At 72.8% G+C, this 26,619-nt stretch carries 24 protein-coding genes; 9 read left to right on the top strand and 15 right to left on the bottom strand.

From position 1 onward, the window contains the following. Nucleotides 1-27: 27 nt before the first annotated feature. The 6 genes from ACIBIW_RS07055 to ssd form a co-directional block, all read right to left on the bottom strand. The gene (locus ACIBIW_RS07055; protein WP_399332770.1) at nucleotides 28-513 is read right to left on the bottom strand and encodes a TadE family type IV pilus minor pilin; all 486 of its coding nucleotides are present in this window, start codon (nucleotides 511-513) and stop codon (nucleotides 28-30) included. Continuing rightward, the gene (locus ACIBIW_RS07050; protein WP_399332768.1) at nucleotides 500-877 is read right to left on the bottom strand and encodes a DUF4244 domain-containing protein; all 378 of its coding nucleotides are present in this window, start codon (nucleotides 875-877) and stop codon (nucleotides 500-502) included. The genes ACIBIW_RS07055 and ACIBIW_RS07050 overlap by 14 nt, the downstream gene beginning before the upstream one ends. Nucleotides 878-938: 61 nt before the next feature. Further along, on the bottom strand, nucleotides 939-1,742 hold the full coding sequence (locus tag ACIBIW_RS07045; RefSeq protein WP_399332766.1) for a type II secretion system F family protein: 804 nt from the start codon (nucleotides 1,740-1,742) through the stop codon (nucleotides 939-941). Next, nucleotides 1,739-2,614, bottom strand: a complete 876-nt coding sequence (locus ACIBIW_RS07040) for a type II secretion system F family protein (RefSeq protein WP_399332764.1) — start codon at nucleotides 2,612-2,614, stop codon at nucleotides 1,739-1,741. Before ACIBIW_RS07040 ends, ACIBIW_RS07045 begins: the two co-directional genes overlap by 4 nt. Then, nucleotides 2,611-3,774, bottom strand: coding sequence for a TadA family conjugal transfer-associated ATPase (locus ACIBIW_RS07035; protein ID WP_399332762.1), 1,164 nt, complete (start codon nucleotides 3,772-3,774; stop codon nucleotides 2,611-2,613). Before ACIBIW_RS07035 ends, ACIBIW_RS07040 begins: the two co-directional genes overlap by 4 nt. Continuing rightward, nucleotides 3,771-4,886, bottom strand: coding sequence for a septum site-determining protein Ssd (ssd, locus tag ACIBIW_RS07030; RefSeq protein ID WP_399332760.1), 1,116 nt, complete (start codon nucleotides 4,884-4,886; stop codon nucleotides 3,771-3,773). Before ssd ends, ACIBIW_RS07035 begins: the two co-directional genes overlap by 4 nt. A gap of 580 nt (nucleotides 4,887-5,466) precedes the next feature. On the opposite strand from ssd, the gene ACIBIW_RS07025 reads away from it, so the two are divergent. Beyond that, nucleotides 5,467-6,297, top strand: a complete 831-nt coding sequence (locus tag ACIBIW_RS07025) for an HAD family hydrolase (RefSeq protein WP_399332758.1) — start codon at nucleotides 5,467-5,469, stop codon at nucleotides 6,295-6,297. Between the two features lie 415 nt (nucleotides 6,298-6,712). On the opposite strand, the gene ACIBIW_RS07020 is transcribed toward ACIBIW_RS07025, so the two are convergent. Continuing rightward, nucleotides 6,713-7,537 carry an oxidoreductase gene (locus ACIBIW_RS07020; protein ID WP_399332756.1) on the bottom strand — a complete coding sequence of 275 codons (825 nt, stop codon included), beginning with the start codon at nucleotides 7,535-7,537 and terminating at the stop codon, nucleotides 6,713-6,715. A gap of 453 nt (nucleotides 7,538-7,990) precedes the next feature. On the opposite strand from ACIBIW_RS07020, the gene ACIBIW_RS07015 reads away from it, so the two are divergent. The 5 genes from ACIBIW_RS07015 to ACIBIW_RS06995 all read left to right on the top strand — a co-directional run bounded on the left by ACIBIW_RS07015 (nucleotide 7,991) and on the right by ACIBIW_RS06995 (nucleotide 15,144). Continuing rightward, nucleotides 7,991-10,561, top strand: coding sequence for a bifunctional SulP family inorganic anion transporter/carbonic anhydrase (locus ACIBIW_RS07015; protein WP_399332755.1), 2,571 nt, complete (start codon nucleotides 7,991-7,993; stop codon nucleotides 10,559-10,561). A 234-nt stretch (nucleotides 10,562-10,795) separates the two neighbouring features. Continuing rightward, a complete protein-coding gene (gene acs, locus ACIBIW_RS07010) occupies nucleotides 10,796-12,751 on the top strand; it encodes an acetate--CoA ligase (RefSeq protein WP_399332753.1) in 1,956 nt (651 codons plus the stop codon). Between the two features lie 407 nt (nucleotides 12,752-13,158). Beyond that, nucleotides 13,159-13,659 (top strand): phage holin family protein, encoded by a 501-nt coding sequence (locus tag ACIBIW_RS07005; protein ID WP_399332751.1) that lies wholly within the window; start codon nucleotides 13,159-13,161, stop codon nucleotides 13,657-13,659. After that, nucleotides 13,656-14,594: an alpha/beta fold hydrolase gene (locus ACIBIW_RS07000; RefSeq protein WP_399332749.1), complete on the top strand. Its 939-nt coding sequence runs from the start codon at nucleotides 13,656-13,658 to the stop codon at nucleotides 14,592-14,594. The genes ACIBIW_RS07005 and ACIBIW_RS07000 overlap by 4 nt, the downstream gene beginning before the upstream one ends. 361 nt (nucleotides 14,595-14,955) lie before the next feature. Further along, a complete protein-coding gene (locus ACIBIW_RS06995; RefSeq protein ID WP_399332747.1) occupies nucleotides 14,956-15,144 on the top strand; it encodes a hypothetical protein in 189 nt (62 codons plus the stop codon). Between the two features lie 125 nt (nucleotides 15,145-15,269). Here ACIBIW_RS06995 and ACIBIW_RS06990 read toward each other — a convergent pair whose 3' ends face one another. The 3 genes from ACIBIW_RS06990 to nth form a co-directional block, all read right to left on the bottom strand. Further along, a complete protein-coding gene (locus ACIBIW_RS06990) occupies nucleotides 15,270-16,469 on the bottom strand; it encodes a MarP family serine protease (protein WP_399332745.1) in 1,200 nt (399 codons plus the stop codon). A gap of 238 nt (nucleotides 16,470-16,707) precedes the next feature. Further along, a complete protein-coding gene (locus ACIBIW_RS06985; RefSeq protein WP_399332743.1) occupies nucleotides 16,708-17,370 on the bottom strand; it encodes an NUDIX hydrolase in 663 nt (220 codons plus the stop codon). Nucleotides 17,371-17,684: 314 nt separating this feature from the next. Beyond that, complete coding sequence (nth, locus tag ACIBIW_RS06980) at nucleotides 17,685-18,845, bottom strand: endonuclease III (protein WP_399332741.1); 1,161 nt, start codon at nucleotides 18,843-18,845, stop codon at nucleotides 17,685-17,687. 316 nt (nucleotides 18,846-19,161) lie between these two features. Between nth and ACIBIW_RS06975 the strand changes: the two genes are divergently transcribed. Next, entirely contained in the window at nucleotides 19,162-19,836 is a 675-nt protein-coding gene (locus tag ACIBIW_RS06975) for a Crp/Fnr family transcriptional regulator (RefSeq protein WP_189936214.1), read from the top strand. A 370-nt stretch (nucleotides 19,837-20,206) separates the two neighbouring features. On the opposite strand, the gene ACIBIW_RS06970 is transcribed toward ACIBIW_RS06975, so the two are convergent. The 4 genes from ACIBIW_RS06970 to ACIBIW_RS06955 form a co-directional block, all read right to left on the bottom strand. After that, nucleotides 20,207-21,037, bottom strand: a complete 831-nt coding sequence (locus tag ACIBIW_RS06970) for an MBL fold metallo-hydrolase (RefSeq protein WP_399332738.1) — start codon at nucleotides 21,035-21,037, stop codon at nucleotides 20,207-20,209. After that, complete coding sequence (locus ACIBIW_RS06965; protein ID WP_399332736.1) at nucleotides 21,034-21,930, bottom strand: NUDIX hydrolase; 897 nt, start codon at nucleotides 21,928-21,930, stop codon at nucleotides 21,034-21,036. The genes ACIBIW_RS06970 and ACIBIW_RS06965 overlap by 4 nt, the downstream gene beginning before the upstream one ends. Before the next feature lie 390 nt (nucleotides 21,931-22,320). Next, complete coding sequence (locus ACIBIW_RS06960) at nucleotides 22,321-22,791, bottom strand: RidA family protein (RefSeq protein WP_399332734.1); 471 nt, start codon at nucleotides 22,789-22,791, stop codon at nucleotides 22,321-22,323. Beyond that, nucleotides 22,788-22,946, bottom strand: a complete 159-nt coding sequence (locus ACIBIW_RS06955; RefSeq protein WP_399332731.1) for a hypothetical protein — start codon at nucleotides 22,944-22,946, stop codon at nucleotides 22,788-22,790. The genes ACIBIW_RS06960 and ACIBIW_RS06955 overlap by 4 nt, the downstream gene beginning before the upstream one ends. A gap of 150 nt (nucleotides 22,947-23,096) precedes the next feature. Here ACIBIW_RS06955 and ACIBIW_RS06950 point away from each other — a divergent pair, with 150 nt between their 5' ends. Beyond that, entirely contained in the window at nucleotides 23,097-24,077 is a 981-nt protein-coding gene (locus tag ACIBIW_RS06950; protein WP_399332729.1) for an ArsA family ATPase, read from the top strand. Between the two features lie 22 nt (nucleotides 24,078-24,099). Next, nucleotides 24,100-25,689 carry an ArsA family ATPase gene (locus ACIBIW_RS06945; RefSeq protein ID WP_399332727.1) on the top strand — a complete coding sequence of 530 codons (1,590 nt, stop codon included), beginning with the start codon at nucleotides 24,100-24,102 and terminating at the stop codon, nucleotides 25,687-25,689. A 406-nt stretch (nucleotides 25,690-26,095) separates the two neighbouring features. On the opposite strand, the gene ACIBIW_RS06940 is transcribed toward ACIBIW_RS06945, so the two are convergent. Next, nucleotides 26,096-26,503, bottom strand: coding sequence for a WhiB family transcriptional regulator (locus ACIBIW_RS06940; protein ID WP_399332953.1), 408 nt, complete (start codon nucleotides 26,501-26,503; stop codon nucleotides 26,096-26,098). Between the last annotated feature and the right edge of the window lie 116 nt (nucleotides 26,504-26,619).

Genomic DNA, 26,619 nt, shown 5'->3' with positions numbered 1-26,619 from the left:
GGCGCAACGCCTCCCGTCGCCCTCCCCTCACGCCTCTCCCACCTCCGATGCTGTCTGGGGCGCCGCCCGGGGCCGGGTGGCCACCGTCTCCTCGGCGAGGGCGGCGGCCTCGCCGCGCAGCCGCAGGGCGAGCGCCCCTGGCCCCGGCGTCCCGGCCACGACGGTGACCAGGACCAGTTCGCCCTCGCGGCGGACCGTGACCCTGGCACCGCGCGGCGCGGCCCGCCGGGCGGCCTCGACGGCCGACGCGTCCGGGTCCTGGCGGGCGGCGGAGCGCGCCCCCGCCCGTGCGGCGTCGACGCACTGGATCTGCGCGGCGGCGGCCAGCAGCGCCCAGACGAGGCCCAGCACGAAGACGACCAGGGCGGGCAGCACGGTGGCGGTCTCCACCGTGGCGAAGCCGCCGTCGCCACGGGGCCGTACGGGCCGGGGCCGCCCGCGCGGGGCCGGGCGCGGCGCGGCCGTGACGGCCGTCGGCGCCCGGTCACGGCGCGGGCGCTCAGAACGTCCCATCGAACGCCTTCTCCACCGCGCCCTGGAGCACCCCGCGCATCCAGGAACTGGTCAGGACCTTGTAGAGCACCGCCGCGAGACCGGCGACGGCGACAAGACCCATCGCATACTCCGAGGTCACCATGCCGCCCTCGCGGGGCAGCCGTCGGGCGCGCGCGTCCCACAGCTCGCGCAGCCGCCCGCGCGCCCCCGGCCTGCCGCTCCCGCCCGCGGCGCGGCCTGCGCGCCCTACCGTGCGCCGGGGCGGGATGCCGGGCGCGCCGCCGTTCAGTGTCAGGTGCCGGTGTGCCTCGCACATCGCCGCCTGCCCGGCCTTGGACCGTACGACCATCGGCCGCCGCATACCGTTTCCCTTCACGGACATCGTGGAACTCCCTCTCGTTTCGGTGGAACTGGTGTCGGGTGTCGTCGTGGAGCTGCTGTGGTCAGGGGCCGCCGCCCAGCAGCCGGTGGGCGAGGCCGATGACGACCGGCACCACGCCGACGGCGATGAAGGAGGGCAGGAAGCAGAGCCCGACGGGGGCCGCGACCAGGACTCCCGCCCTGCGGGCCCGGGCCAGCGCGAGGCGTCCGCGCTCCGCCCTCGCCTCCGCGGCGAGCCGTGCGACGGAGGCCGCGGCGGGCGCCCCCGAGTCCGCGGCGCGCTCCAGGAGCACCGCGAGCCGCCCGGCGCCCGGCAGTGCCGCGAGCCGCCGCCAGGCGTCCCCGGGGGCGCCGCCCAGACGGAGTTCCGCAGCGCCGCGCGCGAGCCCCTCGCCCACAGGGCCACCCAGCGAGTCGCCGACGACGCCCGCGGCGGTGACCGGGTCGGCGCCTGCGGTGATGCAGGCCGCCAGCAGGTCGGCCGCCAGGGGCAGTTCGCGCCCGGCCCGGGCCACGTCCGCGGCATCCGCGGTCGGTGTGCCGCCCCGTCGGCCACGGAGAGCGACGGCACCCGCGAGCGCCCCGACGAGCGCCCCGGCCACGCCTCCCACCAGCACGTATCCCAGGCAGACCGCGCCCACCACCGGCAGCCATCGGCGCACTCCCGCGCGCCCCGCCGACGCGCGCCGGTCCTTACGGGGCGCCGGTGTCCGCCGCGTCCCCGGCGGGCTCGACCCCGTGACGGCCGCGCACCTGTCCCGCAATCGGCGCTCGCCCCGCAGGCCCGCCACGGCGTCGAGCAGCCACAGCGTCCCCGCGGCGGCACACAGCGCCGCCCCCAGCCTGTGGATAACTTCCTGGCTCATCCGTCCTCCCCCGCCCGCACGATCCGGTCCACCCACCAGAGCCCCGCCGCCTCCAGGCCGCCGCCCACGACGAGACAGCCGAGGCCCGCGGGCGTGTGCAGCAGGACGCGTAGCGGGTCGGCGCCGAGCGCGCCGCCCAGCAGCAGCCCAAGGACGGGCAGCCCGGCCAGCAGCGCGGCCGTGGATCTGGCCCCGGCGAGCTGCGCGCGCAACTCGGCGCGCTGGTCGCGTTCGGCGCGCAGGGCGGCAGCCAGCCGTTCGACACCGGCCGCGAGCCCCGCTCCCCCGTCGACCGAGACCCGCCAGCACGCGGCGAGGCCCCGAAGCCCCTCGGCGCCGGGCGCCCGGGACCCGCGGGCGAGTGCGGCGGGCACATCGCCTCCGAACCGGGCCGCGGCGAGCACCGCGGAACGCGCCCGCGCGGGCACCCCCGGCTCGCCCGCGGCGACGAGCAGCGCCCGCCCCGGGTGCTGCCCGGCCCGCACCTCCCCGATGAGCGTGGTGCACAGCGCGATCACCGCCTCGGCGCGCCCGTCCGCCGCCCCGCGCGCCTCCCGGCGCGACCGCGACCGCCGCGCCAGGGGCACCGCCGCGGCGCCCGCCACGAGCGGCAGCACGGAGCGGCCGAGCACCGCGAGGAACGCCCCGGCCAGCAGGCACCAGGCGCCCGACGCGACCGCCCACGCGGGCAGCGCGGCCAGCCGGTGCCGGGCGGCGGCCCACCGCTCCGCGGCACGGGGCGGCGGCGCCCCGGGGAGCACGGCGTGGGCCCTGCGGCGGGCGCCGCCACCGCCGGTGAGCAGCCACGCGGCGGCGCCCGCGCACCCCACGGCGGCCGACGGGGCGCCCAGGGCCCAGGACAGCGCGGTCATAGCGGCGGCTCCCCGAGGAGGGGTGCCAGCCGCCGCCAGCCCGGCTCCCTGATGAACTCGGTGGAGCCCCAGCGCAGCGCGGGCACCGTCTCCACCAGCCCCGCGGGGTCCCTGCGCAGCACGTGCACCTCGGCCACACGCCGACGTCCCGCGCGGTCCCTCACCAGGTGCAGTACGACGGAGAGCGCGGCGGCGAGCTGGCTGTGGAGGGCGGCCCTGCCAAGCCCTGCGGCGGTGCCCAGGGCCTCAAGACGGGCGGGCACGTCCCCCGCGGCGTTGGCGTGGAGGGTCCCGCAGCCTCCCTCGTGGCCGGTGTTGAGAGCGGCCAGCAGATGTGCCACCTCGGGGCCCCGCACCTCCCCCACGACCAGCCGGTCGGGGCGCATCCGCAGCGCCTGGCGCACCAGATCCTCCAGGGTGACGAGGCCCGCCCCCTCCTGGTTGGCCGGGCGGGCCTCCAGGCGCACCACATGCGGGTGGTCGGGGCGCAGCTCCGCGGAGTCCTCGGCGAGCACGATGCGCTCCCCCGGCCCGACGAGCCCGAGCAACGCGCTGAGCAGTGTTGTCTTTCCACTCCCGGTGCCGCCGCTGATCAGGAAGGACAGCCGGGCGTCGACGAGGGCGCGCAGGACGCGGTCGCCGCCGGGTGGCACGGTGCCCGCGGCGACGAGTTCCGCGAGGGTGAAGGCGCGCGGCCGTACGACGCGCAGGGACAGGCAGGTGCAGCCGACGGCGACGGGGGGCAGCACCGCGTGCAGCCGGGTGCCGTCGGGCAGTCGGGCGTCCACCCAGGGCCTGGCGTCGTCGAGTCTGCGGCCCGCGACGGCGGCGAGGCGCTGGGCCAGGCGCCGTACGGCGGACGCGCCGGGGAAGGTGACTCCGGCGGGGGTGAGGCCGCCGCCGGTGTCGACCCACACCCGGTCCGGCGCGGACACCAGGACGTCGGTGACCGCCGGGTCGGCGAGGAGGGGTTCGAGGGGGCCGGTGCCGACGAGTTCGGACCTGAGCTTGTCGGTGGCGCCGAGCACCTCGGTGTCGCCCAGGATGCGGCCCTGGGCGCGCAGGGCCTCCGCCACGCGCGCGGAGGTGGGTTCGTGGCCGTGCTCGGCGAGCCAGTGGCGTACGCCGTCGAGAAGCGCCGTGTCGGTGTGCGTGCTCATGCGGCGGCCTCCGGTACGGGCAGGCGCTCCCAGAGGGCGGTGCAGAAGCGGGCGAGGGGGCTCCTGGCGTCGCCGCCCGGGGGCGCCCCGCTCTCCTGGTCAGTCAACAGCCCTGGTTCATGCGGCAGTTCACCCGCGAGGGGGAGTCCTACGAGGTCGGCCACCTCCCGGGCTTCGAGGGCCGCCGAGCGGTGTCCTGGCGGCGGTGCGACGACCACCCGCAGGTCGCGCAGTGAGGTGCCGGTGGCCGCGGCGACCCGGGTCGCGGCGGCGACGGCCCGCAGTTCTGCGGGGACGACGAGGAGTCCCAGGTCGGTCTGGGCGAGCGCTTCGCCCGTGCCGTCGTCGACGCGCCTCGGCAGGTCGAGGACGACGGCGCCGCCGCGTCTGCGGGCCGCGGCGACGACGGCGCGCACCGCTTCGGGCGGGACCGCGACGCTGTCCCCTCTGTCCCAGCTCAGCAGGCGCAGGGAGTGGAGTCTGGGCAGGGACTCCTCCAGGGCGCCCGCGGCGAGGCGGCCCCGCGAGGCCGCCAGGGCGGGCCAGCGCAGGCCCTGTGCCCGCTCCCCGCCGAGCATGACGTCGAGGCCGCCGCCGAGCGGGTCCGCGTCGATGAGCATGGTGCGCACCTCGCGGCGGGCGGAGGTGACGGCGAGGGCGCAGGCGAGGGTGGAGGCCCCCGCCCCGCCGCGGCCGCCGAGCACTCCCACCGTGAAGGCGGGCTCGTCGGCACCGTCGGCGACGTCCGCGATGCGGTCGACGAGCCACTTCTCCCCTTCGGGGAGGCTGAGCACCTGGTCGGCGCCGAGCCGCACCCCGTGCCGCCACAGGGCGGTGTCGGCCTCGCTCCTGCCGATGAGGACGACACCCCTTCTCCTGGTGGCCCCGGCCAGCCGCGGTGCGGCGTCCTCACCCACCAGGATGAGCGGCGCGGTCTCCCAACTGCCGCGGTGCCGCGGGAGTCCGTGGTTCACCTCGGGGCGGGCGCCCGCGACCGCGCACAGGCGCAGCAGGTCGTCGAGCAGCTCGATGTCCTCGGTGACGATGAGGGGTCCCGTGCGCTGCCTGCCCGCGGGCGGCGCGCTCCGGTCGGCGGTCTCCTGTGTTGCCACGATTTTCAGCCCTTTCACCGCGCTCTACGCGAGGCCCCCCGTGGGCCCGCGAAAGCCCTTCAGGCGAAGTGGCGGGCGTGGAACCGCCATACGAGGCATCGATTGGAACCGGCCATTGGAACCGGCACATCGAACCCTTCGTGAACTCCGCGAGCAGGGCACGCAGGAATCACGATGCGGCGATCCTGAAAATCGTGTGGATCTTGGTCGAAATCTGTGGACTACTCAGCAGTTGTGGATATCTTCGTCACCCATACAGGTGAGGCTGGAGGGACATCACAAAGCCCTCCGCGCACCCGGGGTACAGTCACGGAGAGTGACGATTCTGAGAGGGGTGCCGCAGGAGGGCAGTAAGATCAGGAGGAGCGGTCGACGGCCGCGAAGGGGGGAGTACACCCCTCCGGACATGCGACGACCCCCGCCGGGGGGGAGAGCGGGGGTCGTCCCCACGGCCGACTCGGGGGGGGAGGAGTCGGGCCGGGTTAGCACGGTCGCGAACGATCCGTGACTTCCATGGTGTACCCGAGAGCCCTCTCAGGCAAACCCACACGCCCCAGCTTACGCCGAATGGCGGGCGCATATGCTCGGGCTCGTGGAAAACCACTCCTTGTCTCGTACAGCGGCCTTCTTCGACCTGGACAAGACGGTCATTGCGAAGTCGAGCACCCTCACCTTCAGCAAGTCGTTCTACCAAGGCGGCCTGATCAACCGCAGGGCGGTACTCCGCACCGCATATGCGCAGTTCGTCTTCCTCGCGGGCGGCGCGGACCACGACCAGATGGAGCGCATGCGGGAGTACCTGTCGGCGCTGTGCCGCGGGTGGAACGTCCAGCAGGTGAAGGAGATCGTCGCCGAGACCCTGCACGACCTCATCGACCCCATCATCTACGACGAGGCGGCCTCCCTCATCGAGGAGCACCACGCGGCGGGCCGCGACGTGGTCATCGTCTCCTCCTCGGGCGCCGAGGTGGTCGAGCCCATCGGCGAACTCCTCGGCGCCGACCGGGTCGTGGCCACCCGCATGGTGGTCGGCGACGACGGCTGCTTCACCGGCGAGATCGAGTACTACGCCTACGGCCCCACCAAGGCCGAGGCCGTGAAGGAACTCGCCGCCTCCGAGGGGTACGACCTCGCCCGCTGCTACGCCTACAGCGACTCGGCCACCGACCTTCCGATGCTGTCGGCCGTCGGCCACCCCTGCGCGGTCAACCCCGACAGGGCGCTGCGCAGGGAGGCACTGGCGCGGCAGTGGCCGATACTCGACTTCCACCGTCCGGTACGGCTGAAGCAACGGTTCTCCCTGCGGGTGCCGCCGCGCCCCGCGCTGGTCGCCGCCGCCGCGGTGGGCGCCGCGGCCGCCACCGCCGGGCTCGTCTGGTACACCCACCGCCGCCGGGCGGCCCTGGCCTGACCGCCCACACCCGTACCACGCCGCCCCTTTCCTCACCATTCGCCCGAATAGTAAAGAAGTCGGTGAGGGGGTTTTCCCCGCACCGCGTCAGGAGTACAAAGGAATCAACGGCCCGCGAGACCAGGGACTTCCGGGAGGAACCCCCATATCGCAGCACGGCCCCACGGACCGAGCATGAACACCGGGCACCCACGCGACGTCGACCCGTCGATTACGGGCCAGCCGCACCGGGAACGGGCCTCGCGCCCGGCCCGATGTGCACTACATCGAGGACGCATGGTCACCTGATGTTCATGCCCAGCGGCGGTACGACTCTTCGTACCGCCGCTTTTCTGTCGGCACCCGCCGCTTCACACCACGGCACACCGCCTGGACCGGCGCCCACCACCGGCACGCCCGGCACGCGGTCACGCCCTCAGGCGGCGCCGCGCTGCATCGCCTCGCAGACCGCCGTGGACTCCCGCGCCCCCAGCTCCACCGCGCGCCCGCAGTGCGCGATCCAGGCCGCCACCCCCTCGGCAGTGCCCGACACATAGCCCTCCAGCGCCGCCGCGTACGCCCCGGCTCCCGCTTCCGCGTGCCCCACCTCCGCGGGGCAGATCGCCCTGGGGTCGAGTCCGCTGCCCACGAGGACCAACCGCTCGGCGGCCCGTGCGACCAGCCCGTTGCAGGAGACGAAGGGGCGCAGCGCCAGCAGTTCGCCGTGCACCACGGCCGCGGTGACCAGCGCCGGGGCCGAACTGCCCGCCACCACGATCGCGGCCAGTCCTTCCAGCCGGTCGGCGACCTCGGAGGGGCCGGGCACGGGCAGTCCGATCAGGGGTTCGTCCACCGACTCGCCGGCCAGACGCGGCCGCCCGACCCGCTCGTCCTGCTCTGCCGCCGCCACCAGGTGCAGCCTCGCCAGGACCCGCATCGGGGACTGCGGCCACACCTTCAGCAGCCCGCCGACCTCGGCGGTGAGCCGCAGCGCCGCGCCGACGGTGCGCGCCTCGCCGCCCTCGCCGAAGTCGCTGCGCCTGCGCAGCTCCTCAAGCGCCCAGTCGGCACCGGCGAGCGCCGCGGAGCCGCGCGCCCCGCGGAGCGCCGCCTCCGCGGTGACCTCCGTGCCGCGGCGGCGCATGACGCGGTGCCCGTAGACACGGTCGACGGCGTCGCGCACCGAGGACACCGCAGCGTCGACGCCCGGCAGCGCCCCGAGCGGGGCCAGCGGGTCGGCGGACACACCGTTGCTAGTCATACGACGACCCTACGCACCCGGCGCAGGACCACCGCGCCGGAGGCCCTGCCCTCACGGCCACGACCGCGACCGCAGTCACACCGCGACGGCGCCCGCGCGGCGAACCGCCTCCGCAGCCGCGGGCCGCAGGGAGAGGGAGCGCCCACGGCGCCCGGGCGGCGCCCGCACCGCGCCATAAGGGGCCACCCCACCCCCGCCACCTGCGGCCATTCACCCGGAAGGGTGGATAGCTAACCCATATGTCCGAATTATGAAGACAAGGTCTTTACTCTGCATTACGGTTCGTTTACCGAGAGTTGAGACGCCCAGCCGCCCGTGCGGCACCCGGTCCACGGGTGTGCGCACGCACGGCCCCTTCGTCCGGCCCGCACGGCGCCCAGGGCATTCGGACGACAGATCCGCCACCGCCTCCGTTATCTCTCCCTCTCTCTCCAGCACACGAGACGGACAACCATGCCTGCACGCACCTCCCTGCGCGCCGCGGCCAAACGGCGTGCGCGCAAGCACACCTCCCACAGTCCCCCGCCCTCCCGACGGTTCCTCCCCCGAGTCGCCGGGGCCGACCTGTCGGCCTCGATCGCCGTCTTCCTCGTCGCCCTGCCGCTGTCCCTCGGCATCGCCCTCGCCACCGGGGCGCCCCTCGGCGCCGGACTCGTCGCGGCGGCCGTCGGCGGCATCGTCGCGGGACGGCTCGGCGGGTCCCCGCTCCAGGTCAGCGGCCCCGCCGCCGGGCTCACCGTGGTCACCGCCGAACTCATCCAGCAGTACGGATGGCGCACCACCTGCGCCATCACCGCCCTCTCCGGAGTCGCCCAACTCCTCCTCGGCTGCCTGCGGGTGGCGCGCGCCGCCCTCGCCGTCAGCCCCGCCATCGTGCACGGGATGCTGGCGGGCATCGGCGTCACCATCGCCGTCGCCCAGGTGCACATCGTCCTCGGCGGCACCCCCCAGAGTTCCGTTCCCGACAACCTCGCCGCGCTCCCCGGCCAGCTCACCCACATCCACCCCGCCGCCCTGCTCACCGCCGCCCTCACCCTGCTGCTGCTCCTCGCCTGGCCCCGGCTCGCCCGCCGCCTCCAGACCGGGCCAGGGCGGGTCCGCCGCGCGGTGGCCAAGCTGCCCGCCGCCCTGATCGCCGTGGCCGTGACCACCGCCGTCGCCTCCGCCACCGCCCTCGCCCTGCCCCGGGTCGACCTGCCCACCTGGCGCAGCCACGCCCTCGCGGGCATGCCGGAGGGCCCCGTGTCCGGCATCGCGACGGCGGTGCTGACCACCACCCTGGTGTGCAGCGTGCAGTCCCTCCTCGGCGCCGTAGCGGTGGACAAGCTGGCGGCAGCGCGGTCCGACCTGCACGGCCGGCTGCCCCGCTCCCGGCTGGACCGCGAACTGCTCGGGCAGGGCGCGGCGAACACGGTCTCCGGGATGCTCGGCGGCCTGCCGGTCGCGGGCGTCGCGGTGCGCAGCACCGCCAACGTGGCCGCGGGCGCCGTCAGCCGGAACTCGACGGTGCTGCACGGCGCCTGGGTGGTGGCCGCCGCGCTGCTGCTGGTGCCCGCGCTCGAACTGATCCCGCTCGCCTCGCTCGCCGCCCTGGTCATGGCCATCGGCATCCGGATGGTCTCCCTCCACCACATCCGCGTCCTCACCCGCCACCGCGAGGTCCTGGTGTACGCGGTCACCACGCTCGGCGTGATCGTCTTCGGGGTGCTGACCGGGGTGGCCCTGGGGATCGCGGCCGCGGTCGCCATGGCGCTGCACCGGCTGGCGCACACCCGTATCACCCACGAGAGCGGCCACGACGGCGGCCACCGGGTGCGGGTGCTCGGGCAGCTCACCTTCCTCGCCGTGCCCCGCCTCAGCAGGACCCTGCACCTGGTGCCGCCCCGCGGGCACACGGTGGTCGAGCTGGACGGCTCCTTCATGGACCACGCCGCGTACGAGGCGCTACAGGACTGGCGGACGGGCCATCTCGCGCAGGGCGGCTCCGTGGAGATCACCGGTCGGGCGGGGGCGCGTATCGCGGAGCCCGCGCGGGCCGCCCACTCCTGCTGCCGCCCCTGGACCCCCTGGCGCAACCACCACTGCGACTCCCGCCGCTCCCTCCCGGTCGCGGGTTCCGCCCTCGGCACACCGGAGGGACCCACCACCTCCGCCCCCACCTCGACATCCCCGTCCCCATCCCCGTCCATGGCCACCGACGCGGCGGACGGTGTCCCAACACAGGCGCACGTACCGCCCGGTCGCACCCCGGACCGGGCGGACGCCCCGGGCCCCGCCCACGGGGAGAGCCAACTCGTCAGCGGAGTCGGCGCGTTCCAGCGGGACACCGCCCCGCTGATCCGGGACGAGCTGGCGCGGCTCGCCCGGGAAGGCCAGCGGCCCGGACACCTCTTCCTCACCTGTTCCGACTCCCGGCTCATCACCTCGATGATCACGTCGAGCGGCCCCGGCGACCTGTTCGTCGTGCGCAACATCGGCAATCTCGTGCCGCCCCCGGGCGAGCAGAGCGGCGACGCCTCGGTGTCCGCGGCCATCGAGTACGCGGTGGACGTGCTGGGGGTGCGCTCGATCACGGTGTGCGGGCACTCGGGCTGTGGCGCGATGCAGGCCCTGCTCCCCCGGGCGGACGCCACCGACACCACCGCGGGCGACGGCACGGCGCCCGGGGCACCCGGCGGACCGGGGCGCGCGGAACAGCCCCCCGGCGGCGACGGCACGCCGCTGCGGCGTTGGCTGCGGTACGGAGAGGCGAGCGTACGGCGGCTGCGCCCGGAGGCCGGGCCGCCCGCACGGCTCACCGGCCGCGACCCCGCGGACGACCTGGAGCGGCTCTGCCTGGCCAACATCGTGCAGCAACTCGAACACCTCGGGACACACCCCGCGGTGGCCCACGGGTTGGACCGGGGGACGCTCGAACTGCACGGCATGTACTTCCACGTGGGAGAGGCCCAGGCGTATCTGATGACCGCCGAGGGGGTGTTCAGACCCGTCCCGGCCACCGCCCTGGAGAAGGCGTCTTCCTGAGCCGCGGCGGCGCGGCGGCGGGACTCGTCCGATCGATGGCGCGCGGGTCCCGTCCGCCGTGCCGGAGGCAGGCGTTCCGCGGCTTCATGAGAGCGTGTGGCCTCGGTGAGCACGGCCACGACTCCACCACGACAAGAGGTCTAAACCAGTTCACTGTCTGCTCTTGTCACCGGGGGATGCTTCTGATGAGCTGTGGTCTGGGACACAACGGACACCCTGGGAAAGGGAGATGTCGTGAGCAACGAAAGCCTGGCCAACCTGTTGAAGGAGGAGCGCAGGTTCGCGCCTCCCGCCGACTTGGCCGCGAACGCCAATGTCACGGCGGAAGCGTATGAGCAGGCCAAGGCTGACAGGCTCGGCTTCTGGGCCGAGCAGGCCCGCCGGCTGACCTGGGAGACGGCTCCGACCGAGACTCTGGACTGGTCCAACCCGCCGTTCGCCAAGTGGTTCGCGGACGGGAAGCTCAACGTGGCTTACAACTGCGTCGACCGCCATGTCGAGGCGGGCCACGGCGACCGGGTGGCCATCCACTTCGAGGGCGAGCCGGGCGACGGCAGGACGATCACCTACGCCCAGCTCAAGGACGAGGTCTGCAAAGCCGCGAACGGTCTCACGGAACTGGGCGTCGCCAAGGGCGACCGGGTGGCCGTCTACCTGCCGATGATCCCCGAGGCCGTCATCGCGATGCTGGCGTGCGCCAGGATCGGCGCCGCGCACTCCGTCGTCTTCGGCGGCTTCTCCGCCGACGCCATCACGGCCCGTATCGACGACGCCGACGCCAAGCTCGTCATCACCGCCGACGGCGGCTTCCGCCGCGGCAAGCCGACCTCCCTCAAGCCCGCCGTCGACGACGCCGTCGCCCGCACCAAGAGCGTCCAGAAGGTCCTCGTCGTCCGCCGCACCGGGCAGGACGTGGGCTGGACGGAAGGCCGCGACGTCTGGTGGCACGACCTGACGGAGCGCCAGTCCGCCGAGCACACCCCCGAGGCGTTCGAGGCCGAGCACCCCCTGTTCATCCTCTACACCTCGGGGACCACCGGGAAGCCCAAGGGCATCCTGCACACCTCCGGCGGCTACCTCACCCAGGTGTCGTACACCCACCACGCCGTCTTCGACCTCAAGCCGGAGACGGACGTCTACTGGTGCACCGCCGACGTCGGCTGGGTCACCGGCCACTCGTACATCACGTACGGACCGCTCTCCAACGGCGCCACCCAGGTGATGTACGAGGGCACGCCCGACACCCCCCACCAGGGGCGCTTCTGGGAGATCGTCCAGAAGTACAAGGTGAGCATCCTCTACGCGGCCCCCACCGCGATCCGCACGTTCATGAAGTGGGGAGACGACATCCCCGCCAAGTTCGACCTGAGCAGCCTGCGGGTGCTGGGCTCCGTGGGCGAGCCGATCAACCCCGAGGCGTGGATCTGGTACCGCAAGCACATCGGCGGCGACCGCTGCCCGGTCGTGGACACCTGGTGGCAGACCGAGACCGGCGGCATCATGATCTCCCCGCTGCCCGGTGTCACGGACGCCAAGCCCGGCTCCGCCCAGCGCCCGCTGCCTGGCATCGCGGCGACGGTCGTCGACGACGACGCCAACGAGGTGCCCGATGGCGGCGGCGGGTACCTCGTCCTCACCGAGCCCTGGCCCTCGATGCTGCGCACCATCTGGGGCGACGACCAGCGGTTCCTCGACACCTACTGGTCGCGCTTCGAGGGCAAGTACTTCGCGGGCGACGGTGCGAAGAAGGACGACGACGGCGACCTGTGGCTGCTCGGCCGCGTCGACGACGTCATGCTCGTCTCGGGCCACAACATCTCCACGACCGAGGTCGAGTCGGCGCTGGTGTCGCACCCGGCGGTCGCGGAGGCCGCCGTGGTGGGCGCCGCCGACGAGACGACGGGACAGGCCATCGTGGCGTTCGTGATCCTGCGCGGCACCGCGAGCGAGGACCAGGGCCTCGTCGCCGAGCTGCGCAACCACGTCGGCACCACGCTGGGCCCCATCGCCAAGCCCAAGCGGATCATGGCGGTCGCCGAGCTGCCGAAGACCCGCTCCGGCAAGATCATGCGGCGCCTGCTGCGCGACGTCGCCGAGAACCGTGAGCTGGGCGACGTCACCACGCTCACCGACTCCTCGGTGATGGACCTCATCCAGTCGAAGCTGCCCTCGGCGCCCTCCGAGGACTGATCCGCCGCACCGTCAGAACACCGCAGGGCACCCGGCCACCCCGGCCGGGTGCCCTGCGCCGTCTCCCGCCCCGGCGGCACGACGCGCCGGAAAAGACGGCTCCGGCCGGGCGCGTAGTACGGAAATGGCGGGCAGGAGGAGCGGGAAGGACGGCCGTCCGGCATGATCTGAGAGCACAAACGCATAGGAACGGACACACCGGAACCGAATACGACGGAAGCGGCCCGCGGGGCATCGGCCACGAGCACCACGGCGTCAGCACCACCGGCGGCCCACACAGGGTCAGATTCCGGCGCACGGCGGGCAGAAGCCCCGGCGGGGCCCCGTGCCCCGTCCCGGAAGGGCGGCGCCGGTGTCCGGTTCCGGCCGGGGCCGAACAGAAGCACGTACAGAGCGAGGGAGTAGCGATGAGCGCAACCGAGGAGCCGGTCGGCGCCGAGCCCAGCCTCGGCCGACTGGTGGCCACGGCGACCGGCGAGATGTCCGCCCTGCTGCACGACGAGATCGCGCTGGCGAAGGCGCAGCTACGGCAGGATGTGAAGCGGGGCGCGGTGGGCGGCGGCGCGTTCGGCGCGGCGCTTGTCGTGCTGACGTTCTCCCTGCCCATGCTCAGCTTCGCGCTCGCCTACGGCATCCGGACCTGGAGCGGCTGGCACATTTCGGTGTGCTTCCTGCTGTCGTTCGCCGCGAACGTGGTCGTGGCCGGGCTGCTCGCGCTGATCGGCACGGTGTTCGCGAAGAAGGCCAAGCAGGGCAAGGGGCCCCAGAAGGCGGTCGCGTCCGCCAAGGAGACGGCGGCCGTGCTCCAGAACGCCAAGCCGCACCCCCGTCCCGCCGTCCCCCCTGTGGAGGACGCTCGGGCACTTCCCAGCGGCAGCGGCGCCTCTGTGGCACGCTCGACCCCATGACGGAGCCCCTCGCCCATTCGGAGCACCCCGGCCCTGCCGTGCGTATCGAGGGCCCCTGGACGCATCGCGATGTCGCCGCCAATGGCGCCCGGTTCCACATCGCGGAGCTGGGGGACGGGCCGCTGGTGCTGTTGCTGCACGGTTTCCCGCAGTTCTGGTGGTCGTGGCGCCATCAGATGGTGGCGCTCGCGGAGGCCGGTTTCCGTACCGTCGCGATGGACCTGCGGGGCGTCGGCGGCAGCGACCGCACCCCGCGCGGCTACGACCCGGCGAACCTCGCCCTCGACATCACGGGCGTGGTGCGCTCGCTCGGCGAGCCGGACGCCGCGCTCGTCGGTCATGACCTCGGCGGCTATCTGGCCTGGACGGCGGCGGTGATGCGGCCGAAGCTGGTGCGCCGGCTCGCTGTCGCGTCCATGCCGCATCCGCGCCGCTGGCGCTCGGCGATGCTGTCCGACCTGAAGCAGGCCAGGGCCGGTTCGTACGTGTGGGGTTTCCAGCGGCCCTGGGTGCCCGAGCGGCAGTTGATCGCCGACGACGGCGCCCTGGTGGGCGGTCTGATCCGGGAGTGGTCGGGGCCGAAGGTGCCCGACGACGACGCGGTGGACGTGTACCGGCGCGCCATGTGCATCCCGTCGACCGCGCACTGCTCGATCGAGCCCTACCGCTGGATGGTGCGCTCGCTGACCCGGCCGGACGGCATCCAGTTCAACCGCAGGATGAAGCGCCCGGTGCGGGTGCCGACGCTGCATCTGCACGGCTCGATGGACCCGGTGATGCGTACGCGCAGCGCGGCGGGCTCCGGGGAGTACGTCGAAGCGCCGTACCGCTGGCGGCTGTTCGACGGTCTCGGGCACTTCCCGCACGAGGAGGACCCGATCGCCTTCTCCGCCGAACTGGTGAACTGGCTGAAGGACCCAGAACCCGACCGCTGAGCGGCCCGCGCCCTCCGGCGGCCGGGTGTGGTGCGGCCGCTTCCGAGCACGTTGCGCAGGCGTCCGGTAGCGGTGCGTGGACCGGGGATAAGACACCCCCGCCGACCCCTCGCACCCGTCTCGGCGTTTGGCTGAAATACGTCCATTTGGACGCCCCGGAGCACCTTACGCACCCCCGACCACGCATACCGTATACACGGCTCTGAGCAGGCATTTCCCGTGCTTGACGAGTCTCGGACAAGCGAAACAGGGAGCCCTTCCGAATGGCGCGATCCTATGATCAGCCAAATGCCTGGCGCATAGGCCGATTGGGGGTCCCGGGGGTGGTTACGGACCTTGAGGCAGGGGCAGAGGTCAGGGTATGAGCTGGACGCACGACTACAGTGACGTAGCACGCAATCGCCGCTCGGCCACACCGCTGAACAGTGTTCAGGGAGGTGGCTCGCCAGGTGGGGGCCAGTCGCCATCCACCGAGGTCATCGGAATCCCCCGCATTCTGCGCCGCCGCGCCCGCTGGGTCTCGGCGCGCCTGCGCCACACACGCGGTTAGCGTCCGCGCCGCACACGCGGCCGGGCGCGGGGAGCCCCGCAGAGACCACCATCGAACGGCACGCGCCGGCGGAGGCGTTCAGCACCGGATTCCGATGCGACACGCCCTCCGCCGGGCACGGCCGGCTACAGGGCGCAGGACTCGCTGTCGACCTCCTGGCTCGCGGTGCGCCCCTGGTCGATGTCCTGGCGGATCTCGTCGGCGCTCAGCGCGTAGCCGGTGTCGGGGTCGTCGAGGGACTTCGCGAACACCACGCCGTACACATGCCCGTCCGGTGTGAGCAGCGGCCCGCCCGAGTTGCCCTGCCGCACGGTCGAGTACAGCGAGTACACGTCGCGGCGGACCGTGCCCCGGTGGTAGATGTCGGGGCCGTTCGCCGTGATCCGGCCGCGCACCCGCGCGGGCCGCACGTCGTACGCCCCGTTCTCCGGGAAGCCCGCGACGATGCCGCTGCTGCCGCTCTGCGCGTCCTTCGACGTGAACGACAGCGCGGGCGCCTTCAGATCGGGCACGTCGAGCACGGCGATGTCACGCCGCCAGTCGTAGAGCACGACCTTGGCGTCGTACAGCTTGCCCTCGCCGCCGATCTGCACGGTGGGCTCGTCGACACCGCCGACCACGTGCGCGTTCGTCATGACGCGGCGGTTGCCGAACACGAAGCCGCTGCCCTCCAGCACCTTGCCGCAGCTCTGCGCCGTACCGACGACCTTCACGATGGAACGCTTGGCGCGGGCGGCTACGGGGCCGTTGGCGAGCGAAGGGTCGGGCGGGTCGACCTCGTGGATGGGCTCGTTCGAGAAGGGGCTGAAGACCTGCGGGAACCCGTTCTGCGCGAGCACCGACGAGAAGTCCGCGAACCAGTTGTCGGCCTGCTCGGGCAGCACCCTCGACACCCCGAGCAGCACCTGTGAACCGCGTACCTCACGGCCCACCGTCGGCAGCGTCGTCCCCGCGAGCGCCGAGCCGATCAGCCAGGCGACAAGCAGCATCGCCAGCGCGTTGACCAGCGCGCCGCCGGTCGCGTCGAGCGCCCGCGCGGACGACCAGGTGACATGGCCACGCAGTTTGCTGCCCAGATGGGTGGTGAACACCTGGCCCACCGAGGCACAGACGATCACGATGACGACCGCGCCGACCGCCGCGACGGTGCCGACATCGGCGTCGTCCGTGACCTTGTCCCAGACGATCGGCAGCAGGTACACAGCGACCAGGCCGCCGCCCAGAAACCCGATCACGGACAGAATGCCCACGATGAAGCCCTGGCGATACCCCACCCACGCGAACCACACGGCCGCGACGAGCAGCAGGTAGTCCAGTCCGTTCACGGTTCCCAGCCTCGCCTCATGTCGCCGCAGCTCATCGCTGGCCGCTCATCCTGTGCACCTGATCACTTGCCCGTCCGCCACCGACCATGCCGCACCGCCCGCACCACTCGCCGCGCACACTCCACCGGGCGTGGCCCGGGAAGCCGCGCGCCCCTACGACACACGCCCCCACCTCTTCACACGCACACACGACACGAACCGTTCCGCATCCGGCGGAACACGCCGCTCCGCGACGCCATCACGCGTGCTGGTCGAGCGCGACCAGCTTCTCCCGGTCCCAAGGGCGCTCCCAGCCCGCGTAGTGCAGAATCCGGTCGATCACACCCGCCGTGAACCCCCACACCAGCGTGGACGCCACCTGGAACGCCGGGCCGCGATACCCGCTCGGGTGAATCGCCGTCGCGCGGTTGCCGGGGTCGGTGAGGTCGGCCACGGGAACCGTGAACACCCGCGCCGTCTCCGCCGGGTCCACCACGCCGACCGGGCTCGGAACACGCCACCAGCCGAGCACCGGCGTCACCACGAAAGAACTCACCGGGATGTACAGCTTCGGCAGCACACCGAAGAGCCGCACGCCCCCCGGGTCGAGCCCCGTCTCCTCCTCCGCCTCACGGAGCGCGGCCCGCAACGGCCCCTCCACGGCCGGATCGCCGTCCTCCGGGTCAAGCGCACCCCCGGGGAACGACGGCTGGCCCGCGTGCGAGCGCAGCGAGCCCGACCGCTCGGTCAGCAGCAACTCGGGGCCCTCCTCGCCGTACCCGAAGAGGATCAGCACGGCCGACTGGCGCCCCCCGCCGTCCTCCGGCGGCAGAAAGCGGCTCAACTGGGCCGCGTCCACCGTCTCGGTGGCCTGCGCCACGGGCGCGAGCCAGTCCGGCAGTCCCTCGGCGCTCAGCTCCACGGGCGCCTCCCGGGCGCGGGGCCCTCCGGGCGCCCCGTGAGAGGGCACATCGGCGCCTTGGGGCAGAACAGGGGCGCCCGTACCCTCCCGCACGCCCCCGAAGCCGTCACGCGGCCCCCGGCGGGCCCAACCTGAGCCCGCCCCACCGCCCCCGCCCGACCCCGGGACCGGCTCCTCGCCGCCCCGCAGGACGGCCGGGGCCTCACACGCCTCATGCGTGCCCTGCGCCTGGTGCGTGTGCGTCATCGCATCCCTGTCCCTCCCCGTACGTACCGGGACGACAACGCCCACGGCCCACCGTTCGTTCCGAACCGTCAACGCGCGCCCAGCGGCGGCGCGGGAATCCCGCCTGCCTCCAGATAGGCCGCCGGCGGCTTGAGCCGCTGGCCCGGCATACCGCCCTTCTCGTACTTGAGCAGCTTCTTCGCCTTCTCCGGGTCCGTCTCGCCCTCCCCGTACGCAGGGCACAGCGGCGCGATCGGACAGGCGCCGCACGCTGGCTTGCGCGAGTGGCAGACACGCCGCCCATGGAAGATCACATGATGGGACAGCATCGTCCAGTCACTCTTCGGGAAGAGCCCGGCGACGACCGCCTCGACCTTCACCGGATCGGTCTCCGCCGTCCACTTCCACCGCCGCACCAGCCGCCCGAAGTGCGTGTCCACGGTGATGCCAGGCACCCCGAACGCGTTCCCGAGCACCACGAACGCGGTCTTGCGGCCCACCCCGGGCAGCTTCACCAAGTCCTCAAGCCGCCCCGGGACCTCGCCGTCGAAGTCGTCCCGCAGAGCCGCAGCCAACCCCATGATCGACTTCGTCTTGGCGCGGAAGAACCCGGTCGGACGAATCAGCTCCTCGACCTTCTCCGGATTGGCCGCGGCCAGATCCTCCGGCGTCGGATAGGCGGCGAAGAGGGCCGGGGTCGTCTGGTTCACCCTCAGGTCCGTCGTCTGCGCCGACAGAACCGTCGCGAGCAGCAACTGGAACGGGTTCTCGAAGTCCAGCTCGGGATGGGCGTACGGATAGACCTCGCCCAACTCCCTGTTCAGCCGCCGGGCCCGGCGCACCAGGGCCGCGTGCGACTCGTCGGCCGGAGGGACCGTCGCCGCGGTCTTCTTGACCACCGACTTCTCGGCCACCGACTTCCCGGTTGCCGACTTCTTGGCCGCCGACTTCGCCGCGGCCTTCGCCCCGCCGGTACTCGCCACCGCCTTGCTGGGCGCCGCGGCGCTCGGGGCCTTGCCCGCGGCGGACTTCCCCGCGGTCGCCTTCTTGGCGGCCGTCTTCTTGGCGGTGGCCTGCTTCGCAGGGGTCTTCTTCGCGGCGCTCTTCCCGTCGGCCGCCTTCTTCGCCGCCGCGCCGGACCGGCCCTGCCGCCCCTTCGCGCCGGTCCCGCCCGCGGCCTCCCCGGCCGAATCCGGAACGCCCGTCCCGCCCGTCACCCTGCTCACCTTGCCTCCACCGATGTCACCCATCCGTCCTGCATCACCGTCCCGCGCCTGCCCGCCCCCACGGACTCCGACGGGGCCTGTTCGCCCACGGCGGAAAACACCCCGCACGGCCTACTGGCCGGGCCTCCCGCCTGCGTACACACCGGCGATGTGGACACCCGGCCAGCGTAGAGCCCACCACCGACATCCGCCCCTGACCCGAGCGATCAGCCCCCAATTGGCCCCCTCCCCCATGGCACCGGACGCCAGTACGGCAGACTTGTGACTGATCACACTGTTTGGACCGTCCAGCACAATGGGGAGCACCAAGCCCCGACGCAGGTCGACAAGGAGAGATTTCGTGGACGACGTTCTGCGGCGCGCTCCGCTCTTCGCGGCACTCGATGACGAGCAGGCCGCCGAGCTGCGCGCCTCCATGAGCGAGACGACCCTCGCACGCGGCGACGCGCTCTTCCACGAGGGCGACCCGGGAGACCGCCTGTACGTGGTCACGGAGGGCAAGGTCAAGCTGCACCGCACCTCCCCCGACGGCCGGGAGAACATGCTGGCCGTCCTCGGCCCAGGCGAGCTGATCGGCGAACTGTCGCTGTTCGACCCGGGCCCCCGCACGGCCACCGCCACGGCACTGACCGAGGTCAAGTTCCTCGGCCTCGGCCACGGCGACCTGCTGCCCTGGCTGAACGCCCGCCCCGAGGTGGCGTCCGCCCTGCTGCGCGCCGTCGCGCGCCGCCTGCGCAAGACCAACGACCAGATGTCCGACCTCGTCTTCTCGGACGTGCCGGGACGCGTGGCGCGCGCGCTGCTCGACCTGTCGCGCCGCTTCGGCGTCCAGTCGGAGGAAGGCATCCACGTCGTCCACGACCTCACCCAGGAGGAGCTGGCCCAACTGGTCGGCGCCTCCCGCGAGACGGTCAACAAGGCGCTGGCGGACTTCGCGGGCCGCGGCTGGCTCCGCCTCGAAGCCCGCGCCGTGATCCTCCTGGACGTCGAACGCCTCGCCAAGCGCTCCCGCTGAGACCGCCGCCGCTACGGGCTGGCGTGTGGGCCCTGGGGCGCCTTCGGGGCGCCCGGGGGCCGGGGCTTGGGGGCGGGCCAAACCGGGGAGGGCTCGCTGTGGGTGCGTACGGGCCGGGAGGACCCATTCCTGGATTCCACGGCGCGCGGCTCGCGGCGTGGAGCCCGGCGCCTGCATGACGAGGCCATCTGCGCAGGTCAGCCCGCATTGTCAGTGCCGACGGTTACGGTACGTGACATGATGACAGCGGTGCGGAAAAGCGCGACGGCACGAATCCACCCGGGCGGAGCCTGGCACCTCCCAGAGGCACCCTTGGCGGCCCCGTCCGCCCTGACCGAGGGGCGCGACGGCGGACCTGGCCTTCGACGGCTCAGACGAGCCCGTGCTCACGCAGGTACTCAAGCTGCGCGCGTACCGACAGCTCCGCGGCAGGCCACAGCGACGGGTCCACATCCGCGTAGACACGGGCCACCACCTCGGGCGCGGTGCGGTATCCGGCCTCCACCGCGGTCTCGACCTGCGCCAGCCGGTTCGCCCGGTGCGCGAGATAGAACTCGATGGCGCCCCGGGCGTCGTCGAGCACCGGACCATGCCCGGGGAGCACCATGTCCACCCCGTCGTCGGTGGTCAGCGAGCGCAGCCGCCGCAGCGAGTCGAGGTAGTCCCCCAGCCTGCCGTCCGGGTGCGCCACCACCGTGGTCCCGCGGCCGAGAACGGTGTCCCCGGTGAGCACCGCCCGATCCCCCGGAAGGTGGAAGCAGAGCGAGTCCGAGGTGTGCCCGGGAGTGGGGACGACCCTCAGCTCAAGCCCGCCGACCTCAATCACGTCATCGGCGGCGAGCCCCTCGTCGCCGAGCCGCAGCGCGGGGTCGAGGGCACGTATCCGCGTCCCGGTCAGCTCGGCGAAGCGCGCGGCGCCCTCGGCGTGGTCGGGGTGCCCATGGGTGAGGAGGGTGAGCGCCACCCGCTGCCCGGCCTCCTCGGCGGTCTTCACCACCCGCCGCAGATGCGACTCGTCGAGCGGCCCCGGGTCTATCACCACCGCAAGGCCCGAACCGGGCTCCGACACTATCCAGGTGTTGGTGCCGTCCAACGTCATCGCGGACGGATTCGGGGCGAGGACGTTGACCGCACGGTCGGATGCGGCACCGGACACCACGGACCCGCGCGGCTGGCCGGGGAGGGCGGCGGCCTCGGTCATATCGAGCCCCCCGTCGGCACACGCTTGGTGAACTCGTCATGCCCTAGCCAGCTCAGCACCACGGTGCCGTCCTCCAGGCGCGCCTTCGCCAGCACCGGCGCCAGATCGCGCTCCGCCGCCGCGCGCAGTGCCTGATCGGCGGTGGCATATCCGGAGAGCGTGCGGAGGGTCGCGATGGTCGGCGGCATCATCACCACGTCTCCCGCGTCGTATCGCCGTGCCGCTTCGCCCGGCGTCAGCCACACCGCGAGGTCGGCCTCGCCCGGCGGCCCCGTCGTGGCCTCGGGGCCCTGCGGGATGGTGCGCTGCCCCGGTGGAAGCACCGCGACGAAGAACCAGGTGTCATATCGGCGCGGCTCGAACTCCGGGGTGATCCAGCGCGCCCACGCCGCGAGCAGATCGGACCGCAGCATCAGCCCCCGACGCTCCAGGAACGCGCCGAAGGACAGCTCGTGCGCGACCAGGGCCGTCCGGTCCTCCTCCCAGTCCGCGCCCGAGGTGTCGGAGACCACGGTGTCCGGGTCCTTGCCCGCCAGCAGCACCCCGGTCTCCTCGAAGGTCTCCCGCACCGCCGCGCACACCACGGCCTGTGCCCCCGCCTCGTCGAGGCCGAGCCTGGCCGCCCACTCGGAGCGCGACGGCCCGGCCCAGGTGACCGAGGCGTCATGGTCACGGGGGTCGACACCGCCACCCGGGTAGGCGTACGCACCGGCCGCGAAGGCCATCGTGGCGCTGCGGCGCAGCAGGTGCACGGCGGGCCCGCCGCCGCTCTCACCGTCGCGCAGCAGCATGACGGTCGCGGCCTGCCGCGGCGTGGCGGGTTCAAGCTCCCCGGCCGCCAGCGCGCGAATACGGTCCGGCCACTCCGCCGGATACCACTGCCCATTCGCCATGCTCGGAGGCTAACGGCTGAGGAGCAGATGTTCGAGAGCGACAGGAATCGAGAGCGGGGGGAGGGGGTGAGGGCGGGAGAACCCGGAGCGGGCTTGGGGCTGGGGGCCGAAGAGGCTGGGTCGGGAGGGACTGGAGCGGCTCGGAGCCGGGAGCGGAAAAGGCTGAAGCAGCTTTGGGCCGGGAGCCGAAAGGGAAGCGCGGGAGGGGGAAGAAGCTGGAGCGGAAGAGGACGAGGGGAGGCGGCAGAAGCTGGGGCGGGCAAGGGGCCGCGGCGGGAAGAGACCGAGGCGGGCGGGGTCGTTCTTCCTGCGGTTCTTCCTGAGGGGAACCCCTCTCCCCCGCAAGTTGTTCTTCGGGGGCCCCTCCCCCCCACTCCCCCCGTTTCCCCCTCAGTCCCCTTCCAGCTCCACCTGGATCTCGACCTCGACGGGTGCGTCCAGGGGCAGGACCGCGACGCCGACGGCGCTGCGGGCGTGGACGCCTTTGTCGCCGAGGACGGCGCCGAGGAGTTCGCTGGCGCCGTTGACCACGGCGGGCTGGCCGGTGAAGTCGGGTGCCGAGGCGACGAAGCCCACGACCTTGACCACGCGCGCGATGCGGTCGAGGTCGTGTGCGACGGATTTCACCGCGGCCAGTGCGTTGAGCGCGCAGGTCCTGGCCAGGTCCTTGGCGTCCTCGGGGGTTATGTCCGCGCCGACCTTGCCGGTGGCGGGCAGCTTGCCGTCGACCATGGGGAGCTGCCCCGAGGTGTGCACGTAGGCACCGGACCGGACGGCGGGCTGGTAGGCGGCGAGCGGCGGGACCACTTCGGGGAGGGTGAGGCCCAGCTCGGCGAGCCGGGTCTCGACCGTGCCGCTCATCCCTGCTTCTCCCGCTTCAGGTAGGCGACGAGTTGTTCGGCGTTGGGGCCGGGGACGACCTGGACCAGTTCCCAGCCGTCGTCGCCCCAGTTGTCCAGGATCTGCTTCGTCGCGTGGACGAGCAGCGGGACTGTTGCGTATTCCCACTTGGTCATGGGGCGACTGTAACTGGTGGGGGGTGGGGGTGGCGGGGGCTGTGGATAAGGGGGAGGGGAGGGTGACGGAGTTATCCACAGGCGGGGAGTTGTCCACAGGTGGGACGGCCACCTGCGTAGCCGGTGCCCTGACTGGTTAGTCTCGAATATGTGAGCAGGCTCCAGGTCGTAAGCGGCAAGGGCGGTACCGGGAAGACCACGGTGGCCGCGGCGCTCGCGCTTGCCCTCGCGACGGAGGGCAAGCGGACGCTGTTGGTCGAGGTCGAGGGCCGGCAGGGGATCGCGCAGCTCTTCGAGACGGAGGCGCTGCCGTACGAGGAGCGGAAGATCGCGGTGGCCCCGGGCGGCGGTGAGGTGTTCGCGCTCGCCATCGATCCGGAGCTGGCGCTGCTGGACTACCTCCAGATGTTCTACAAGCTGGGGGGCGCGGGCCGGGCGCTGAAGAAGCTGGGTGCGATCGACTTCGCGACGACGGTGGCGCCGGGGCTGCGGGATGTGCTGCTCACCGGGAAGGCGTGCGAGGCGGTGCGCCGCAAGGACAAGCGGGGCAGGTTCGCGTACGACTTCGTGGTGATGGACGCGCCGCCGACGGGCCGACTGACCCGTTTCCTCAATGTGAACGACGAGGTGGCCGGGCTGGCCAAGATCGGCCCCATACACAATCAGGCGCAGGCCGTGATGCGGGTGCTGAAGTCGCCGGAGACGGCGGTGCACCTGGTGACGCTGCTTGAGGAGATGCCGGTCCAGGAGACCGTCGACGGTTTCGGGGAGCTGCGCGCGGCGCGGCTGCCGACGGGCCGGGTGATAGTGAACATGGTGCGGCCCGCGCTGCTGGACGAGGAGGCGCTCGACCTGCTGCGCGAGGGCATGCCGAGGGGTGTGGTGGCGGGGTCACTGGCCGCGGCGGGGCTTGGGTCGGCGCGGCGCAGCGGGGGTGCGGAGCGGCTGGTGACGCCGTTGTTGGAGCAAGCCGACGAGTACGCGGCGCGTTTCGCGCTGGAGCGTGATCAGCGTGCGGTGCTGGACGAGTTGGGGCTGCCGCTGCACGAGTTGCCGCTGCTCGCGGAGGGCGTGGACTTGGCGAGTCTCTACCGGCTCGCCGCGGAACTGCGGAAGCAGGGGATGAGATGACGCCGCGAAGCCAGGGAGTCTCATGACGCCGCGGGCGCCCGGTGAGGGGCGGGATTCGGACGAGGCGGGCGGCGGCTCCGGTGGGAAGGCCGCGGAGCGTGGGCTCGCGCACGCGGGTCGGCTCGACGTCGATCCGCTGCTGGACGATCCGGCGACCCGCATCGTGGTGTGCTGTGGTTCCGGCGGGGTGGGGAAGACGACGACGGCGGCCGCGCTGGGGTTGCGGGCGGCCGAGCGGGGGCGGCGGGTGGTGGTGCTCACCATCGATCCGGCGCGGCGGCTGGCCCAGTCGATGGGGATCGACTCGCTCGACAACGTGCCGCGCCGGGTGAAGGGGATCGCCGAGGACGGCGGTGAGCCCGCGGGCGAGTTGCACGCGATGATGCTGGACATGAAGCGCACGTTCGACGAGATCGTCGAGGCGCACGCGGACAAGGAGCGGGCCCGCGCGATCCTGGAGAACCCGTTCTACCAGTCCCTTTCCGCGGGTTTCGCCGGTACGCAGGAGTACATGGCGATGGAGAAGCTGGGGCAGCTCAGGAGCCGCGACGAGTGGGACCTGATCGTGGTGGACACTCCCCCGTCGCGTTCGGCGCTGGATTTCCTGGATGCTCCCAAGCGGCTCGGTTCGTTTCTCGACGGCAGGCTGATCCGGGTTCTGATGGCTCCCGCGAAGGTGGGTGGCCGGGCCGGGATGAAGTTCCTGAACGTGGGCATGTCGATGATGACGGGTGCGCTGGGGAAGCTCCTCGGTGGGCAGTTGCTGCGTGACGTGCAGACGTTCGTGGCGGCGATGGACACCATGTTCGGCGGTTTCCGTACACGCGCGGACGCCACGTATCGGCTGCTTCAGGCTCCCGGTACGGCGTTCCTCGTGGTGGCGGCGCCGGAGCAGGACGCCCTGCGGGAGGCGGCGTACTTCGTGGACCGGCTGGCGGAGGAGAAGATGCCGCTCGCGGGTCTTGTGCTGAACAGGGTGCATGACAGTGGCGCGGCGCGGTTGTCGGCGGAGCGCGCGCTGGCGGCGGCGGAGACGCTGACGGCGGAGCTTGAGGACCCGGACGAGGCCCAGGAAGACGAAGCCCCGGCAGACGGCGGACTCCAGGAAGACGTGGAAATCCAGGGCGACGAGGGCCCCCGCGGAGACGGAGAAGCCCAGGAGGACAGGGAGCCGGACGAGGGCTCGGGACCTGGGACGGGCCCCCAGGCGGGGGCCACCGCCGAAAATCTTGAGAATGCCCGCATTGTGGATCAGATGGACGGGAAAGCTGGAGTTCGTAACTCTCCCGAATATCCCGCGTCGTCCGAGAATCCCACCAACGTCCGTAAAGCACCCGGAACTTCAGAGTCCGTATCCGCCGGTGACGGCGCGGTCCCGGATACGGCGGCTGTGCATCGGCTGACGGCCGGTCTGCTGCGGCTGCACGCCGAGCGGATGCGGCTGCTCTCCCGTGAGCAGCGCACTCGTGATCGTTTTACGGCGCGCCATCCCGAGGTGGCCGTCGCGGAAGTGGCCGCACTGCCCGGCGATGTGCACGACTTGGCGGGGTTGCGTGACATCGGCAGGAGGCTGGCGGCGGGCAGGAGTCCGGCGGGCTCTTCGGAGTCCTGAGGGGATCGGAGTTCCCAGGGGAGCAGCGGGAATCCGCGGGCGCCGAGGTGACGGGCGGCGGTACGCGGAGACGCGGTGCGCGGAAACGGAGGGGCGCGAGTTGCGGGCTGGGGCGCCCGTACGGGAAGCGCTGACGAAGCAGGCACCGAGGGGGCGGCCGGCGAGAGGGAGGAATGCGCGGCAGCGCGCTTCTGGGCTTACGGCAGTGCACGGCGGCGTACGCGCGGGCCAGATGGCAGTACGGGCCCGGTGGGGCAGGGGCCGGGCGGGCGGCGCGGAGCCAGGGTCGCACGTGCCGACGGACGGGCGTCGTCCCGCGAGGGCGTCGGGCAGTGGACGTGCCAGGTCGACGTTCGGACTCGCCGGGGCGGTCGGGCGGAGGTGTCGGGCGAGCGGGGTGGCTCGGTCAGCCGACGGCCGCGTACCTGCGGTAGATCCTGGTGCCGTGGTCGACATGGTGCTCGACGTGGTCGAGTTCCTCGGCGTCCAGGGCGTCGTCGTCGAGCGTGTCGGCGTCGAGTGGGAGCAGTCCCGCGGCGCGCTCGTATTCGGTGCGGGCGGTTTCCAGGAGCCTGCGCCAGGAGGTCACCGTGGGGCGCCTGCGGAGCAGGGCACGGCGTTCGCGCTCGGTCATTCCGCCCCAGACACCGAATTCGACGCGGTTGTCCAAGGCGTCGGCGAGGCATTCGGTGCGCACCGGGCAGCCAGTGCAGACCGCTTTTGCCCTGTTTTGCGCCGCTCCTTGTACGAACAGTTCGTCCGGATCGGTAGTGCGGCAGGCAGCCTGCGCACTCCAGTCGGTTACCCAGCCCATGCCGGCGCCGTCCTCTCCCGAATCGAGGCTCCCCCACGGCGGCAGCGGCATATTCACCGCCGCCAGTTGAGGACGTTACGGAAGGCGGGCACAGCGCAACACCCCCCTCGGGCCCA

Origin of the sequence: Streptomyces sp. NPDC050560, assembly GCF_044457285.1 — a bacterium.
Lineage (GTDB): Bacteria > Actinomycetota > Actinomycetes > Streptomycetales > Streptomycetaceae > Streptomyces.
Note: the sequence above shows the minus strand (reverse complement) of the source record. Positions and strands in the feature narration are given on the sequence as shown.

Bases quoted from the DNA above. Each gene is read 5' to 3' on its own strand.
- ACIBIW_RS07055 (WP_399332770.1), bottom strand. From the start codon at position 513: ATGGGACGTTCTGAGCGCCCGCGCCGTGACCGGGCGCCGACGGCCGTC.
- ACIBIW_RS07050 (WP_399332768.1), bottom strand. From the start codon at position 877: ATGTCCGTGAAGGGAAACGGTATGCGGCGGCCGATGGTCGTACGGTCC.
- ACIBIW_RS07045 (WP_399332766.1), bottom strand. From the start codon at position 1,742: ATGAGCCAGGAAGTTATCCACAGGCTGGGGGCGGCGCTGTGTGCCGCC.
- ACIBIW_RS07040 (WP_399332764.1), bottom strand. From the start codon at position 2,614: ATGACCGCGCTGTCCTGGGCCCTGGGCGCCCCGTCGGCCGCCGTGGGG.
- ACIBIW_RS07035 (WP_399332762.1), bottom strand. From the start codon at position 3,774: ATGAGCACGCACACCGACACGGCGCTTCTCGACGGCGTACGCCACTGG.
- ACIBIW_RS07025 (WP_399332758.1), top strand. From the start codon at position 5,467: ATGCTCGGGCTCGTGGAAAACCACTCCTTGTCTCGTACAGCGGCCTTC.
- ACIBIW_RS07020 (WP_399332756.1), bottom strand. From the start codon at position 7,537: ATGACTAGCAACGGTGTGTCCGCCGACCCGCTGGCCCCGCTCGGGGCG.
- ACIBIW_RS07015 (WP_399332755.1), top strand. From the start codon at position 7,991: ATGCCTGCACGCACCTCCCTGCGCGCCGCGGCCAAACGGCGTGCGCGC.
- ACIBIW_RS07005 (WP_399332751.1), top strand. From the start codon at position 13,159: ATGAGCGCAACCGAGGAGCCGGTCGGCGCCGAGCCCAGCCTCGGCCGA.
- ACIBIW_RS07000 (WP_399332749.1), top strand. From the start codon at position 13,656: ATGACGGAGCCCCTCGCCCATTCGGAGCACCCCGGCCCTGCCGTGCGT.
- ACIBIW_RS06995 (WP_399332747.1), top strand. From the start codon at position 14,956: ATGAGCTGGACGCACGACTACAGTGACGTAGCACGCAATCGCCGCTCG.
- nth (WP_399332741.1), bottom strand. From the start codon at position 18,845: ATGGGTGACATCGGTGGAGGCAAGGTGAGCAGGGTGACGGGCGGGACG.
- ACIBIW_RS06970 (WP_399332738.1), bottom strand. From the start codon at position 21,037: ATGACCGAGGCCGCCGCCCTCCCCGGCCAGCCGCGCGGGTCCGTGGTG.
- ACIBIW_RS06965 (WP_399332736.1), bottom strand. From the start codon at position 21,930: ATGGCGAATGGGCAGTGGTATCCGGCGGAGTGGCCGGACCGTATTCGC.
- ACIBIW_RS06960 (WP_399332734.1), bottom strand. From the start codon at position 22,791: ATGAGCGGCACGGTCGAGACCCGGCTCGCCGAGCTGGGCCTCACCCTC.
- ACIBIW_RS06955 (WP_399332731.1), bottom strand. From the start codon at position 22,946: ATGACCAAGTGGGAATACGCAACAGTCCCGCTGCTCGTCCACGCGACG.
- ACIBIW_RS06945 (WP_399332727.1), top strand. From the start codon at position 24,100: ATGACGCCGCGGGCGCCCGGTGAGGGGCGGGATTCGGACGAGGCGGGC.
- ACIBIW_RS06940 (WP_399332953.1), bottom strand. From the start codon at position 26,503: ATGGGCTGGGTAACCGACTGGAGTGCGCAGGCTGCCTGCCGCACTACC.